Genomic DNA, 14,582 nt, shown 5'->3' on the forward strand with positions numbered 1-14,582 from the left:
GTCTTGGACCTGTTCGACTTCGGCAAGACCTGGGACCTGATCGTCGGGTTGGAAGGCGTCCAGACGGCGCTGCTGGCGTCGGCGATCCTCGGCCTGGTGGCGGGGGCGCTGGGCCCGCTGATCGTGATGCGCCGGATGTCGTTCGCGGTGCACGGGACGTCGGAACTGGCGTTCACCGGCGGCGCGGCGGCGTTGCTGCTCGGCATCGGCGTCGAGTACGGGGCGCTGATCGGCGCGGTGGTGGCGGCGCTGCTGCTGGGCATCCTCGGCGCGCGCGACGCGGACCGCGACTCGGTGATCGGCGTGATCCTGTCGTTCGGCCTCGGCATGGGCGTGCTGTTCCTGTCGTTCTACAAAGGACGGTCCGGGAACAAGTTCGGGATCCTCACCGGCCAGATCATCACGATCGATTCGACGAACCTGACGTTGTTCGTGGTGTCGTCGGTGGTGGTGCTGGTGGTGCTGGGGCTGGTGTACCGGCCGTTGCTGTTCGCGTCGGTGGACCGGAACGTGGCGGTGGCCCGCGGGGTGCCGGTGAAGACGCTGACCGTGGTGTTCGCCCTGCTGGTGGGCGTTTCGACGGCGTTGAGCGTGAAGGTGGTCGGCTCGCTGCTGGTGGTGGCGCTGATGGTGACGCCTGCGGCGGCGGCCGCGCGCGTGACGGCGTCTCCGTTGCGGGCGACGGTCTTGGCGATCATCTTCGCCGAGGTGTCGGCGCTGGGCGGGATCGTGCTGTCGCTGGCACCGGGGTTGCCGGTGAGCGCGTTCGTGACGGCGATTTCGTTCTTGATCTACGTGGTGTGCCGGGCGATCGCCTGGCAGCGCGACCGCCGCACGAGGGTCCGCGCGGTGGAGTCACCCGCCGAACTGGCCCCGGTGGGCTGAAGGGGACTTTCCTCGCATCAGATGAGCTGAAGGGCGCTTTCCTCGCATCAGATGCGATGAACGTCCCCTTCAGCCCAGCATCAGCAGGACTTGCAGTTCGCCCACTACGAAGCCGATCACGCCGCCGACCGCGATCAGCTTCCACTCGTCCTGCCGGAACGCCGGCCGCAGCAAGCCCTCGAACTCCAACGGCGTCAACGCCAGCATCCGCTGCTCGATCACCTTCGCGACGTCCATCGCCTCGGTCAGGTACCCCTCGGCGTACCGGGCCGTGTCCGGTAGCTGCTCCAGGGCCTTCCGCGCCGCCGCGCGCTTCATCTCCCGCAGCCGCGTGCCGCCGACCGTCCAGGCCAACGGCATCTGCGCGTCCACCGCCGAGGACACCATCTGCTCCACCAACGCCGCCAGCCGGTCGGCTCGGGGGCCGCGCAGGACCGCGTCCAGGAGGTTCTGCACCGTCAGGACCTCGTTCGCGATCAGCTCGCCGTACTGCCGCGCGACCTCGGCGCGCCGCCGCTGGAACTTGCCCTGGAAGATCACCCGGCCCACGCGGACCGGCTCGCGGGGGACGAAGATCAGCTTGATCGCCAGCCAGTCCGTGAACAGCCCGATCGCGCCGCCGAAGATCGGGAGCACCCACGGCTCGCGCGTCAACGCCCACACCAGCGTCTGGACCAGGCCGAGCCCGAAGCCGAAGTAGATGCCCATCCGCGCGATGAACGCCATCTCCGGGCGGGACGTCTCGCGGATCAGCCGGACCAGCAGCGCTTTGTCCCGCGTCAGCCGCTGGACCGTCATGTGCTGGACGTCGAGGACGTCGTCGAGGCGCTCGCGGACGTCGTCGAGGAATTCCCGCACCAGCCGCGGCGCCGTCGCCTGGACCTGCTTGACCAGCATCTCCTGCGCCAGCGTCGGCATCACCTCCCACAGCCGCGGGTGGTGCTCGGCCAGCACTTCGCGCGCAATGTGGTCGACCGCGCGCAGCAGCGGCTGCTCCAGCTCGTGCGTGATGATCACCGGGTCGATCCGCGCGACGACCTCGCGCAGGTCGAGGAGGTTCTCGGTGAGCAGTTCGGTGGCGACCGCGGCCATCCGCCCGCCGTGCTTCGGGACGACGCCCTGCCAGCCGAGCAACGGCGGAACCCCGATGAACTCGAGCGGGCGGAACATCATCTCGATGGCGACGCGCTTGGTGACGTACCCGATCAGGGCCGCGACGAACGGCATCGCCGCGTACAGCGGCCAGTGCAGCGCGAGGTCGTGCAGGACAGCGTCCACCCCGACCTCCCTCGCGCTCCCGAGAGCGAAACCGTACCGGCTACCCGAGCAGGGCGAGCACCTGCAGTTCCCCGACGAGCCCGCCGATCACCGCGCCGACGGCGATCAGCTTCCACTCGTCCTGCCGGAACGCCGGCCGCAGCAGCTGCTCGAACTCCAGCGCGGTCAGCTTCCGCATCCGGTCGACGATCGTGTTGCGCACATCGAGCGCGTTGATCGCGTAGTTCTCGGCGTACCGGATCGTCTCCGGGACGCGCTCGGCCGCCTTCGCCGCCGCCGTCTGCTTCATCTCCTGGAACTTCTTCGTCCCGACGGCGATGGCGACGAACGGCTTGACGACGCTCGCCTGCGCGTCGATCGTCTTCTGCACCTCGCGGGTGATCATCGCGAACAGCTTGTCGGACTTCGGCCCGCGCAGCACCGCTTCCAGCAGGTGGGGAATGGTGATGATCTCGCGCGCGATCATGTCGCCGTAGTCGGCGGCGACCTGGTCGCGGCGCTTCTGGAAGATGCCCTGCCAGGTGTAGAGGCCGAAGAACCGGCGCGGCTCGCGCGGCAGGAAGATCATCTTCAGGGCCAGCCAGTCGGTGAACCAGCCGATGCCGAGGCCGAACAGCGGCAGCACGATCGGCGACTTCGTCAGCGCCCACACCACGAGCTGGACGCACCCGAGGACGAACCCGAACCAGATGCCGGAGCGGGCGATGAACCGCATCTCCGGCCGCGAGATGTCCCGGATCAGCCGGTTGAGCAGGGCTTTGTCGCGCACCAGGTTCGTCACGACCATGTGCTTGAGGTCGAGGACGTCCTCGATGTTGTCGGCGATCTCCCGCATGATCTTGGTGATCGCCTTCGGCGCCTCGGCCTGGACGCGCTTGAGCAGCAGCTGCTGCGCGCCGTTCGGCAGCACCTCCCACAGTCGCGGCTGGTAGGTCTCCATCACCTCGCGGGTGACGTCCTCGACGACCCGCAGCAGCGGCTGCTCGATCTCCTTCGCGACCTGCGCCGGGTCGAGCCGGGCGAAGATCTCCTTCGGGTCGACGAGGTTGGTCGTCAGCATCTCGGTGGCCGTCGCCGCCATGCGCTCGGCGTTGGCCGGCAGCACGCCCTGCCAGCCGAAGACGGGCTTGATCCCGACGAACTCCAGCGGCCGGAACATCATCTCGATGGCGACGCGCTTGGTGACGTACCCGATCAGCGCCGCGATGAACGGCATGGTGACGTACACCTGCCAGTGCGTGCCGAAGTCCACGCCGCGCACGCTATCCGCTCGGCGTCAGTGCAGCAGGAGCAGCACCTGGAGTTCACCCACCAGCCCGCCGATCACCGCGCCGACCGCGATGAGCTTCCATTCGTCCTGCTTGAAGGCCGGACGCAGGATGCCTTCGAACTCCAGCGGCGTCAGCTGCCGCATCTTCGTGACGATCGTGTTGCGGACGTCGAGCGCGCCGGTGGCGTAGCTCTCGGCGTGTTTCACCGTTTCGGGGAGGTATTCGATCGCTTTGGCGGCTGCCGCGCGCTTCATCTCCTGGTACTGCCGCCCGCCGATGGTGAGCGCGACGAGCGGCTTGGCGATGCTCGCCTGCGCGTCGATCGTGCGCTGGACCTCGCGGGTGACCATGGCGAACAGCTTGTCCGCGCGCGGCCCGGTGAGCACGGCTTCCATGACGTTCCGCACGGTGAGCACCTCGTCGGCGATCAGCGCGCCGTAGTCGGCGGCGACCTCCTGGCGCCGTTTCTGGAACATGCCCTGCCAGCGGAAGAAGCCGAACCCGCGCGGCTCCCGCGGGTAGAAGATCATCTTGAGGGCCAGCCAGTCCGTGACGAAGCCCGTGACGAAACCGAAGATCGGCATGATCAGCGGCTGTTTCGTCAGTGCCCAGGCGACGAACTGGACGAGCCCGATGACGAACCCGAACCAGATGCCCGAGCGCGCGATGAACTTGAACTCGGGCGCGGCGACGTCGCGGATCAGCCGGCAGGTCAGCGACTTGTCGCGGACCATGGCGCCGATGAGCATGTCGTTGACGTCGAGGACGTCGTCGATGTTGGTCGAGACCTCCCGCAGCAGCCGCTTGACGGTGCCGGGCGCCTGCGCGCGGACCTGGTCGAGCAGCAGCCGTTGCGCGCGCGACGGCAGCATTTCCCAGAGCCGCGGCTGGTAGGTCTCCATGACCTCGCGCGTGACGTCCTCGACGGCCTTGAGCAGGGGCGTTTCGAGCTCTTTGACCATTTCTTCGGGGTCTAGGCGAGCGAAGATCTCCCGCGGGTCGACGAGGTTGCGGGTCAGCAGATCGACGGCGGTGGTGGCCATCCGCCGCGCGTTCGCCGGGATGACGCCCTGCCAGCCGAGGAACGGCCTGATCCCGACGAACTCGAGGGGCCGGAACATCATCTCGATGGCGACGCGCTTGGTGAGGTACCCGATGAGCGCGGCGATGAGCGGCATGGTGGCGTAGACGTGCCAGTGCTCGCCGATGTCCGCGAGGACGGCGTGTATGTCCACAGTGGCCTCCTCGCGCTGGTCAACCCGGGTCAGGATGCCATGCGTTACCGGGGGTTCCCAAATACGTGATGCATCCGTTTGGCGGTACGTCCGGATGGGCCCCGGCTCATTAAGGTGGCGCGATGGTCGCGCCTGAGAAGCCCCAGTCCGCCCCGAAGACCGCCCAGTTCGCCGTGGGTGTCCGCGGCTACAACCAGCGCCAGGTCGACGAACGCCTCGCCGAGCTGACGAAGGAGATCCGGGAGGCGTCCCGCAGCCGCGACGAAGCCGTCGCGACGTCCGCGGATCTCTCGAAGGCCCTCGCGTACGCGCAGAAGGAGCTGTCCGAGACGAAGGCCGCGTTGGCCAGGATGAGCTCGAGCCCGTCCGGAGCCGGCGCGATGGCCGAGCGCGTCCGGATGATGATGCAGCTGGCGGAGGAGGAGATAGCGGACCTGCGCGCGGCCGCCGAAGCCGACGCGGCGTCGACCCGCGACCAGGCGGACAAGTACGCGCACGAGACCCGCCGCACGGCCGACAAGCTGGCGAAGGACGCGGAGGAGGAACGAGCGCGCCTGCTGCAGGAGGCGAAGGACGAGATCGAGAAGCTGAACGCGGCGGCGGGCGCCAAGCGGGTCGAGCTGGCGGCGGCGGCGGAGCGGGCGCGCAAGGAGGCGGACGCGAAGGCCGAAGCCGAGGCGGCGGCTGCTCGGGCCGAGGCGGATCGGGTCGCGTCGGAGGAACTCGCGGCGAAGAAGAAGGCCTTCGAGGAGGAGTACGCCCGGAAGAAGGCGGCCTTCGACGACGAGGTTTCGCGGAAGCAGCGCGAGACCGAGGCGGCTTTGGCTTCGGCTCGGTCGCAGCAGTCCGAGGCTGAGCGGAACCGGAAGCTGGCTTTGGACCTGCGGGCCAAGGTGGCCGAGCGGATCGCCGCCACGGACGTCGCGGTGCAGGAAGCCATGCGGTTGCTGGCCCCCATCGAGGAGGCCCCGGCCGCGAACGCGGACCGGAAGCCCGCTCCGGCTCCGGCCAAGCCCGCTCCCGCCAAGGCTTAAGTCCTGGTCGCGAATGACTCATTGGGGACCTCGGACGTCTCGAATGAGTCATTCGCGACCTCCGGATGAGTCTCGGCGGCGGCTGCGCCAGAGTGGTGGGCATGATCCTCGAAACCGAGCGGGCCGCGGTCTGCGCCTACGCGCGCCGGATGGTGGGTGACGGCCTCGTCGTCGGCACGTCCGGGAACGTGTCCGTCCGGGCCGGTGACCTGGTCGCCGTCACGCCGACCGGAGTCGGCTACTCCGCCCTCACCCCCGCCGACATCCCGGTCGTCGACCTCGGCGGCCAAGTCGTCGACGGCTCGCTGAAACCCACCAGCGAACTCCCCGTGCACCTGTCCGTCTACTGGGACGTCCGCGACCCGGACGCCGAGCCGGTGACCGCCGTCGTCCACACGCACTCGCCGCACGCCACCGCCGCCTCCACTCTGGTGCGGGAGCTGCCGCCCATCCACTACATCGTCGCCACCATCGGGCCCTCCGTGCGCGTGGCGCGCTACGCCACCTACGGCACTCCCGAGCTCGCCGCCGCCGTGCTCGAAGCGCTCGATGGCCGCCGGGGCTGTCTCATGGCGAACCACGGCACCCTCACCTACGGCAACGGTCTCGAAGCCGCCTACCACCGGGCCCAGCAGCTCGAGTGGGCCTGCCGCGTCTGGCTGCTCGCGCAGAGCGCCGGGCGGCCCAGCCTCCTGCCGCCGGCCGAGGTGGCGAACGTCGTCGAACGGCTGCGGGGCTACGGCCAGGGCTAGTGGCCCGCCTCGGCGCCGACCTCGGCGACGGCCCACATCAGGACGCCAGCGCGTCGACCGCGTGCACCGCGTCCAGCAGCTCCGCGACCGTCGGGTCGTCGACCGCCTCCTTGATGCACTGCCACAGCTGGAGGTTCGCCGTCGCCCAGCGTGAATACGTCGCCGCCGCCTCCGGGTTGTAGAAGTAGTAGCCCTCGTCGTGGACGTCGCACTGCTCGCCGACGATCTTGTGCGCCAGCTCGCGCAAGCTCAGCCCGTTCTCCCTCAGGTACCGGTGCGCGAGCACCACCGGCGTCACCGGCAGCGCCTTGAACAACGTGTCCGCGTCGCTCAGTGCCTGCGCTTCCAGTGAGATGTCCCGGCCGCGGGTGGCCATCTCGGCCTCGTCGACGATCTCGTCGATCCAGCGCGCCACTCCCGGCGCCACCCCGCACTCCGCGAGGATCTCCAGGCGCAGGCTCCGGCCCGCCGCCGCGGGGGAGTTGCGGAGCACCAGGTAGTTGACGTCGTGCACCAGCGCCGCCACCTCGACGACCGTGCGGTCGGCTCCGTTGTGCTCGGCGAAGCCGACCGCTTTCGCGCGGACGAAACTCACGTGGTGCCAGCCGTGGAACTGCAGTTTTTCGGCGTACTCGCGGCAAAGCCGGTGGACCCGGTTTTCGACGGCGCCGACGGTCACGTGGTCGATCGTGCTTTCCTGCGTGCGCATACACCTCTCCGATCCCGGCCGTTGTGTTCAGACGGGTGGAGTAATGGTAAGCGCCTTTGACGCCGGTGTGTAGCTAGATGCGGTCGGCCAATTCCCCCAATCGGACCTCGACCGGAACGTGACGATGGCCGATTCCCCGGGCCGGGTCGAAAGAAAGGCTGTACGTGCTCACCGGGCGTGATTTCACGAGGAACGTCATCGTCCCGCTGGCCGCCGCGGGGATGCGGTGGAATTCGTCGGCGAGCATGGTGATGCACGCGCCGGCCTGGCACAGCGTGCTGCGGCGCCGTCGCGCCGAACCGATCAGGCCGGTGCCGGCGTCGATCGTCGTTTCGTACCTTTCGTGGAGGTAGTTGCCGCGGAGAATGGTGGTGCAGAAGTGGTACCTGTGGTTGTGCACGGAATCCGCGTACCCTTCCCGCCAGTCCTCCTGGTCCTTGTATTCGTGCAGCCAGAAGGAAAACGGGTCGTGCGGCGAATCGAGCAGGCACCACGCGAAATGCGTCGTCGTTTCCCGGGACGCGCGCAGCACCTTCGCGGTCTGCGCGGTGGACAGCGTGAGGAGCTGCGCGCGCAGCTCCTCACGCAGGCCCGGCTGGGCGGCCCACGGCCGGAACCAGCCGTCGACGGCGCGCCAGTCCGCGGAAAGCGGGGACCCGGCCGTGCGCAGGCGCGCGGCCAGTTCGGTGAGCGGGGACAGGCGGGTGAGCAAGGTCAGCTCCCTAGCTCGGCGACTTCGGAGAACTCCGCGCGGAAGGCGTGGAACTTGCCCTCCAGCTCGCGGAACTGCTCCTCGGACAGCGGTGATCCGGTGATCTTTTCGAACAGCGCCAGGAAATCCGTCCGCGTCGTGGCGGACGTGATGCGGAAGTGGCGGCCGGTCCGGGACTGCGAAACGCGCACGAACTCGGCGCGCTCCATGTTGTAGAGGAAGGAACCCTCGGTGAACCGCAGGGACCGCGGGTACAGCTTCGTGGCGCCGCGGACGTCGCTGTAGAGCGACACCCACACGCTGTCGTCGAACATTTCGAGCCGGTCCAGCGGCGGGTCGGCGACGACGGTGATGTCGACCTGCGCGCAGCGGCTGCGCGCAAGGAAGAGGCCGACGAGCCCGATCCGGATCTCTTCGTCGAGCCGGGTCTGGATGTGGTCGTAGTCGACGTCGCCCGCCTCGCGCCGCAGCAGGTAGCGGGCGCGCCCGCTGATCGAGCTCGCGTCGCGCGGGTCGGCGATGACGGCCCGCAGTTCCCGTTCCGTGCGGGACAACAGCAGCCGCGCCGCCGCGTGCCGTCCGGAGAAACCGCGGAAGAAGTACTGCCGGGTCGCGTCGAGGTCGGCCATCAGCGCGCGGTTGAACGCGGGGTCGGGATCGGTGGTCGCCTCGAACACGTCGGTGGGGAAGAACTCCTTGTTCAGCGCGCGGTATTCGGCGCTCAGGTCCTCCAGCGCGCGCCTGCTCTCCTCGATCACCGGGGTCACCAACGCTTTTTGCGACGCGCTGGCGGTGATCAGCGTGGTGCCGAACCCGACGATCGCGGAGATCAGGGTGCCGGTGCCCAGCGACGTCACCAGGTTCTTCCCGGTGCCGGGGTCCATCAACCCGGCCAGCCACAGGCTCAGGCCGGCGACCACGACGAGCACCGTGAGGAGCAAGCTCGTCCTGGTCCAGAAGATCTCCTGCAGTGGAGTACGGCGGAGGCGTCCGCCAGCCGCGGCCACGTGCTTCACCTCCCTCGGGCCACCCGAACGGGCGAATGCGTAAAGTGTCTGTTCGAGCGCGGGGAGTCACTTTACGCGCCTGGCGGGGAGTGCGAAATAAGAAGTTCGGGGGACAGGACTGACGGACAGACGTCACTCTCGGCAATAATTAACCGGCTCTCCCGGTTTTCCGAAAAGGCCGGGAAACCATGGTCAAAGTGCCGCCGGGAGGCCGTTTTCGTACCAGCCGGGGCCGGGTTCGGCCATGATCAGGAAATCGACGACCGTCTTCGCCGGGGCCGGGTGGATCTCCGGGAGATCGCGTTCACCATTCGCCGGGTCGACGGGCCAGGCGAGTTTTTCTTCCGCGAGCGAAAACTCGCCGCGCGCGCCCGTGCGGTTGCCCCGCGCGTCGAGGCGGGACCACTTGCCGTGCAAGTACACGGCATTCAGCCCGTGCAGCGCGGAGAGCTCCTGATAGCAGAATCCGGCCGGGATCCCTTGTGCGCGCAGCAAAGCGGCCAGGAGGTGGGACTTCGCGTGGCAGATGCCGACTCGTTCGCGGAGGACGTCCGACGCTCGCCACGTCACCCTCGGGTCGCAGGCGTCGATCACGTGGTCGATCTCGTCCCGGACGAACAGGTACGCGGCTTTCGCGCGCTCGACGGGGTTGTCGGTCTTCGGCCGGAGGGCTTCGACGCGGTCGCGGATCGACGGGTGTTCGTGGTCGATCACGGCGTCGGCGGCCAGGTAGTCGGTCAGCCGATCGGACGTCGGCGTTGGGGTGAGGCTCATCCGGGCATCGTGACAGGTGCGGCCATTCGGGCGAGAGCGCTTTTTCGGCCTGGTCACGCTTCGCGTTCCGTGGCTACGGAACGTAAAAGTCGGGCGGGAAGCCCGTCCAGCGGAGTTCGGCCGGGAGGTGGCTCAGGTCGTTGTAGGTCAGGAGCGCGGCCGGGCGGCCCGGGGAGTACTGGATCACCGTCAGGGCCGTGTTCGCGTGGTTGTACGTCAGCCAGCGCCACTTCGGGGCGTCCTGTGCTGCTCGGATCAGCCAGCCGGTGAGGTAGTTGTGCGTGACGAGTACCTCGTACCGCGGTTCCGTTCCCGGTATCGGGCCCGTGTACCTCCGCTCCGCCTCGGCCGCCAGTTCCTCGTTCGGGAGCGGGAGTTTGCGGGCCAGCGCGTGGAGGAGCGCGCCGGTCGTCTCGGGGAGTTCCTCCCTCGTCGGCGTGTACGGGACGAAGTCGTCCGCCGCCCTGTCGGCTTGGACGGGGACCGGTGGGAGCTGGGTCGCCATCAAGGCCGCCGTTTGGGCCGCGCGTGGGAGCGGGCCGTGGTGGATCGACGTCACCGGGATGTCGCGCAGGCGCCGTCCGAGGAGAACCGCCTGGCGTCTTCCTGCCTCGGTCAGGTTGCCGGTGCTGTCGGCTTCTCCGTGGCGGGTCAGGAAGAGGTATCGGGTTGCGAGCACTTGGTTCAACCGACTGCGATCAGGGTTCCTTCGGGGCCTTGGCTGGGGACGAATTGGGCCACCAACCGCAGCGGAGCCGGGTTGGGGGCGAGGATCGTCGACGCGAACGGCGTGATCGTGAGGTCTCGGCCGCTGTTCGTCTGCAGGTGGACGCTCACGTGGACGTTGCGGTCCGCGGGGATCTCGAACGTGACGAAACCCCAGGTCACGACGTACTGGCGGCCGTCGATGCTCGCGATCGGCGCGTACGCCCGGACTGTGTGGCCCAGGTGCGGGATTTCGACGGTCAGGAGACGGCGGGGGCCGTCGTGGTGGTCCACGTACGGGATCACCCCTGGGACCTGGGACAGATCTGTCGGCTCGGTCATCCGGTTCCCTAGAACTGGTAGTACAGGAATGGGCTGAACGTTCCCGTCGCGATCAGGATCGCCGCGTAGATCAGGCCCACCGTCATCACGCCGATGCGCAACGCCGTCGCCGGGCGGCTTCGGGACGACTCCAGCAGTGGTCCCGTCACCGGGTGAGCCGGGAGCAGGAACACCGCCAAAGCCGCCAGCAACAGCACCAGCCTCTGGTTCGTGAACGCCTCCGTGACACTCGACCCCAAGCCGTCGAAGTCGGGGATCAGCATGTGGCCGATCATCGACAGCGCGTGGCCCAGGTCCTGGGACCTGAAGAACACCCAGCCGAACACCACCAGCAGCATCGTCAAAGCCCTTCGGGCGTACCGCTGCCAGCGCACCGAGGGGTCCAGGTCGAAGCCGAACCGGCGCTCGATCACCAGCAGTGCCCCGTGGTAACAGCCCCACACCAGGAACGTCCACTGCGCTCCGTGCCAGAAACCCGTCAACACGAACACGATGCACAGGTTTCGGTACGTCTTCGCCGCTCCGTTGCGGTTTCCGCCTAGGGGGATATACACGTAGTCGCGGAACCAGCGGCTCAGGCTCATGTGCCAGCGGCGCCAGAACTCCGTGATCGTCACCGATGAATACGGCCTCGCGAAGTTCTCCGGCAGCCGGAACCCCAGCATGCGGCCCAAGCCGATCGCCATGTCCGAGTAACCCGAGAAGTCGAAGAACAGCTGGAGCGTGTAGCCGATCGCGCCCAGCCAGGCCGTCGCGAACGTCATCTCGTCCGGTGGGACCTTGAAGCACGCCTCCACCAACGGGCTCAGGGAGTCCGCGATGATCGTCTTCTTGCACAGGCCCAGCGCGAACCTCGGGAAGCCCGCCGCGATGTCGTCCAGGCGGTGGGACCGCTGCTGGGGCAGCTGGTCCGCGATCTCGCGATACCTGACGATCGGGCCCGCCACCAGCTGCGGGAACATCGCGATGTACGCCGCGAACGACACCGGGTTCCGGAGCGCTTGGCGCTCTCCCCGGTAGATGTCGACCACGTACGAAATGTGGTGGAACGTGTAGAACGAAATCCCGATCGGGACCACCAGGCTCGCCACCGGCACGCTGCCGCCGAACCAGTGCGCCACCGCCGCGATCTGCTGCGTCGCGAACCCCGCGTACTTCCAGACCACCAGCACCGCGACGTCGAGCGCCACCACGCCGATCAGGATCTTGCGGCGGCGGGTGCCGTTCACGTCCCACGGGTTCGGCGCCAGCAGCGGACCCGCCAGGAAGTTGACCACCATGCAGCCCAGCAGCAGGAACACGAACGCGCCCGCGCCGATCGTGTAGAACAGCAGGCTGCCCACCGCGATGATGCCGTTGCGCCAGCTCCGCGGGCACACCAGAACGGCGATCAGTACCGCCGGCATGAAGTACCACAAGAACAGTGGCGAAACGAACGACATCGGGTCCCCTCGGTTTATCCGATGGTGACCTTAACCCGACTGGGTGGTCGGGTCAGACCCGACCGGCGAGACGACGTCGCCGCGCCACCTCGGCCAGCAGCACCCCCGCCGCCACGGACGCGTTCAAGCTCTCCACGCCCGCCGCCATCGGGATCGACACCGTCGCGTCGCACGACTCGCGCACCAGGCGCGACAGCCCGCGGCCCTCCGAGCCCAGCACGATCACCAGCGGGTCCGCCGCCAGCTCGAGCTCGTCGATGTCGACCGAGCCGTCCGCGTCCAGGCCCACCAGCATCAGGCCCTCGTTCGCCCACGCCTTGAGCTGCCGCGTCAGGTTCGTCGCCACCGCGATCGGCAGCTTCGCCGCCGTGCCCGCGCTCGTGCGCCACGCCACCGCCGTCATGCCCGCGCTGCGCCGCTCCGGCAGCAGCACGCCGTGCGCGCCGAACGCCGCCGCCGAGCGGATCACCGCGCCCAGGTTGCGCGGGTCCGTGACGCCGTCGAGCGCGACGAACAGCGGCACCTCGCCCGAGTTGCGGGCCGCCGCCATCAGGTCGTCCGGGTGGGCGTACTCGAACGGCGGGACCTGCAGGCCCAGGCCCTGGTGCATCGCCCGGTTCGTCTTGCGGTCCAGCTCCTCGCGCGGGATCTCCAGGATCGAGATGCCCTTGTCACCGGCCAGCCGGACGGCCTCGTTGACGCGGTCGTCGATGTCGATGTTCAGCGCCACGTACAACGCCGTCGCCGGCACGTCCGCGCGCAGCGCCTCGACCACCGGGTTGCGCCCGGCGATCAGCTCCGGCTTGTCGGCCTTCTTCTGCCGGGCCTGGTCGCGCTTCGTCTGGGCGTTCGCCTGGCGGTAGGCCTTGTGCCCGGGACGGTCTTCCGCCTTCGGGGTCGGGCCCTTGCCTTCGAGGGCCTTGCGGCGCTGGCCGCCCGAGCCGACGACGGCGCCCTTCTTGGTGCCCGCCTTGCGGATCGCGCCCTGGCGCCGCGAGTTGCCTGCCATGTTCGAAAATTCCTTGCGTTGGAACGGCTCAGTCGGACTTGACTGTCCACTGCGGACCGTTGGGGGTGTCCTCCACCACGATGCCCGCCTGCTGGAGGCGGTCACGGGCGGCGTCCGCGCGGGCGAAGTCCTTCTCGGCGCGGGCCTGCTGGCGCTCGGCCAGCAGCCCTTCGACGATCCGGGACAGCGCGTCCTTGGTGGGCGTGTCGGAACCGCCCGCCTCGGACCAGCGCGCGGACAGCGGGTCGAGGCCGAGTACGTCGGTCATCGCGCGGACGGCCGCGGCGAGTTCGAGTGCCTTGGGGGTGTCGCCCGCGTCGAGGGCGGCGTTACCGTCCCGCACCGTGTTGTGCACCACGGCGAACGCCTGCGGGGTGGCGAGGTCGTCGTCGAGCGCGTTCGCGAACTCCGCGGGCAGCGTGCCGATGGTGACCTCGCCGGACCCGGCCGCGCGACGCAGGAACGTCTCGATCCGCCGGTAGCCCTGCGCGGCCTCGGAGACCGCGGCGTCGGAGTACTCGATCACCGACCGGTAGTGCGGCTGCACCAGGTAGTAGCGCAGTTCCGGCGCCCGGTAGCGCTCCAGCATCGCCGGGATCGACACGGTGTTGCCGAGCGACTTCGACATCTTCTCGCCCGACATGGTCACCCAGGCGTTGTGCAGCCAGAGCCGCGCGAACGCGTCGCCCGCCGCATTGGACTGGGCGCGCTCGTTCTCGTGGTGCGGGAAGACGAGGTCGATGCCGCCGCCGTGGATGTCGAACTCCGCGCCGAGGTAGTTCGTCGCCATCGCCGAGCACTCCAGGTGCCAGCCCGGCCGCCCGGGCCCCCACGGCGTCGGCCACGACGGCTCGCCCGGCTTCGCGCTCTTCCACATGGTGAAGTCGCGTGGGTCGCGCTTGCCGCGGGTCGGCGTCTCGCCCTGCTGGACGTCGTCGAGGACCCGGCCGGAGAGCTTGCCGTACTCGTCGAACGACTTGACGGAGAAGTAGACGTCGCCGTCCGCGGCGTAACCGTGGCCGCTCTTGATGAGCCGTTCCATCAGCTCGACCATCTGGGTGATGTGCCCGGTCGCGCGCGGGGTGACCGACGGCGGCAGGCAGCCCAGCTGGTCGTACGCCTCTTCGAAGGCGCGCTCGTGCGTCGCCGCCCACTCCCACCACGGCCGGCCGGCGTCGGCGGCCTTGGTCAGGATCTTGTCGTCGATGTCGGTGACGTTGCGGACCAGCAGCACGTCCAGTCCACTGTGGACGAGCCAGCGGCGCAGGACGTCGTAGTTCAGCGCGCCGCGGACGTGCCCGATGTGCGGAGTGCCCTGCACGGTGGCACCACACACGTAGATCGACGCCGTTCCGCTACGGACGGGGTGGAACTCCCGCACGCTCCGGGTCGCTGTGTCGAATAGGTGTAGGGCCACCCTGAAAGGG

At 68.8% G+C, this 14,582-nt stretch carries 15 protein-coding genes; 3 read left to right on the forward strand and 12 right to left on the reverse strand.

What is annotated here, in order from left to right:
• The first annotated feature begins 3 nt into the window (after positions 1-3).
• Positions 4-885 (forward strand): metal ABC transporter permease, encoded by an 882-nt coding sequence (locus QP939_RS17275; RefSeq protein ID WP_285457801.1) that lies wholly within the window; start codon positions 4-6, stop codon positions 883-885.
• 69 nt (positions 886-954) lie between these two features.
• Here the strand turns inward: QP939_RS17275 and QP939_RS17280 are convergent, their stop codons facing one another.
• From QP939_RS17280 to QP939_RS17290, 3 genes are read right to left on the reverse strand one after another with little or no spacing between them, the layout of a single operon-like run.
• A complete protein-coding gene (locus QP939_RS17280) occupies positions 955-2,163 on the reverse strand; it encodes a DUF445 domain-containing protein (RefSeq protein WP_285457802.1) in 1,209 nt (402 codons plus the stop codon).
• A 40-nt stretch (positions 2,164-2,203) separates the two neighbouring features.
• Complete coding sequence (locus QP939_RS17285; protein WP_285459774.1) at positions 2,204-3,379, reverse strand: DUF445 domain-containing protein; 1,176 nt, start codon at positions 3,377-3,379, stop codon at positions 2,204-2,206.
• 60 nt (positions 3,380-3,439) lie between these two features.
• Positions 3,440-4,669, reverse strand: coding sequence for a DUF445 family protein (locus QP939_RS17290; RefSeq protein ID WP_285457803.1), 1,230 nt, complete (start codon positions 4,667-4,669; stop codon positions 3,440-3,442).
• Positions 4,670-4,791: 122 nt separating this feature from the next.
• On the opposite strand from QP939_RS17290, the gene QP939_RS17295 reads away from it, so the two are divergent.
• A complete protein-coding gene (locus QP939_RS17295) occupies positions 4,792-5,703 on the forward strand; it encodes a coiled-coil domain-containing protein (protein WP_285457804.1) in 912 nt (303 codons plus the stop codon).
• 101 nt (positions 5,704-5,804) lie between these two features.
• On the forward strand, positions 5,805-6,455 hold the full coding sequence (locus QP939_RS17300; RefSeq protein ID WP_285457805.1) for a class II aldolase/adducin family protein: 651 nt from the start codon (positions 5,805-5,807) through the stop codon (positions 6,453-6,455).
• Positions 6,456-6,492: 37 nt separating this feature from the next.
• Here the strand turns inward: QP939_RS17300 and QP939_RS17305 are convergent, their stop codons facing one another.
• The 9 genes from QP939_RS17305 to cysS form a co-directional block, all read right to left on the reverse strand.
• Positions 6,493-7,164, reverse strand: coding sequence for an HD domain-containing protein (locus tag QP939_RS17305; protein WP_285457806.1), 672 nt, complete (start codon positions 7,162-7,164; stop codon positions 6,493-6,495).
• Positions 7,165-7,237: 73 nt separating this feature from the next.
• Complete coding sequence (locus QP939_RS17310; protein WP_285457807.1) at positions 7,238-7,876, reverse strand: hypothetical protein; 639 nt, start codon at positions 7,874-7,876, stop codon at positions 7,238-7,240.
• A gap of 2 nt (positions 7,877-7,878) precedes the next feature.
• Positions 7,879-8,892, reverse strand: coding sequence for a hypothetical protein (locus tag QP939_RS17315; protein WP_285457808.1), 1,014 nt, complete (start codon positions 8,890-8,892; stop codon positions 7,879-7,881).
• 183 nt (positions 8,893-9,075) lie between these two features.
• Positions 9,076-9,657, reverse strand: coding sequence for a transglutaminase-like domain-containing protein (locus tag QP939_RS17320; protein ID WP_285457809.1), 582 nt, complete (start codon positions 9,655-9,657; stop codon positions 9,076-9,078).
• A gap of 73 nt (positions 9,658-9,730) precedes the next feature.
• Positions 9,731-10,336: a histidine phosphatase family protein gene (locus QP939_RS17325; protein WP_285457810.1), complete on the reverse strand. Its 606-nt coding sequence runs from the start codon at positions 10,334-10,336 to the stop codon at positions 9,731-9,733.
• A 5-nt stretch (positions 10,337-10,341) separates the two neighbouring features.
• Positions 10,342-10,704 (reverse strand): hypothetical protein, encoded by a 363-nt coding sequence (locus QP939_RS17330; RefSeq protein ID WP_285457811.1) that lies wholly within the window; start codon positions 10,702-10,704, stop codon positions 10,342-10,344.
• An 8-nt stretch (positions 10,705-10,712) separates the two neighbouring features.
• Positions 10,713-12,146: an MBOAT family O-acyltransferase gene (locus tag QP939_RS17335; protein WP_285457812.1), complete on the reverse strand. Its 1,434-nt coding sequence runs from the start codon at positions 12,144-12,146 to the stop codon at positions 10,713-10,715.
• A 52-nt stretch (positions 12,147-12,198) separates the two neighbouring features.
• Complete coding sequence (rlmB, locus tag QP939_RS17340; protein ID WP_285457813.1) at positions 12,199-13,155, reverse strand: 23S rRNA (guanosine(2251)-2'-O)-methyltransferase RlmB; 957 nt, start codon at positions 13,153-13,155, stop codon at positions 12,199-12,201.
• A 28-nt stretch (positions 13,156-13,183) separates the two neighbouring features.
• Positions 13,184-14,572: a cysteine--tRNA ligase gene (cysS, locus tag QP939_RS17345; RefSeq protein WP_285457814.1), complete on the reverse strand. Its 1,389-nt coding sequence runs from the start codon at positions 14,570-14,572 to the stop codon at positions 13,184-13,186.
• Positions 14,573-14,582 lie beyond the last annotated feature (10 nt).

It is taken from the genome of Amycolatopsis nalaikhensis, assembly GCF_030264295.1.
Classification (GTDB): Bacteria; Actinomycetota; Actinomycetes; order Mycobacteriales; family Pseudonocardiaceae; genus Amycolatopsis; species Amycolatopsis nalaikhensis.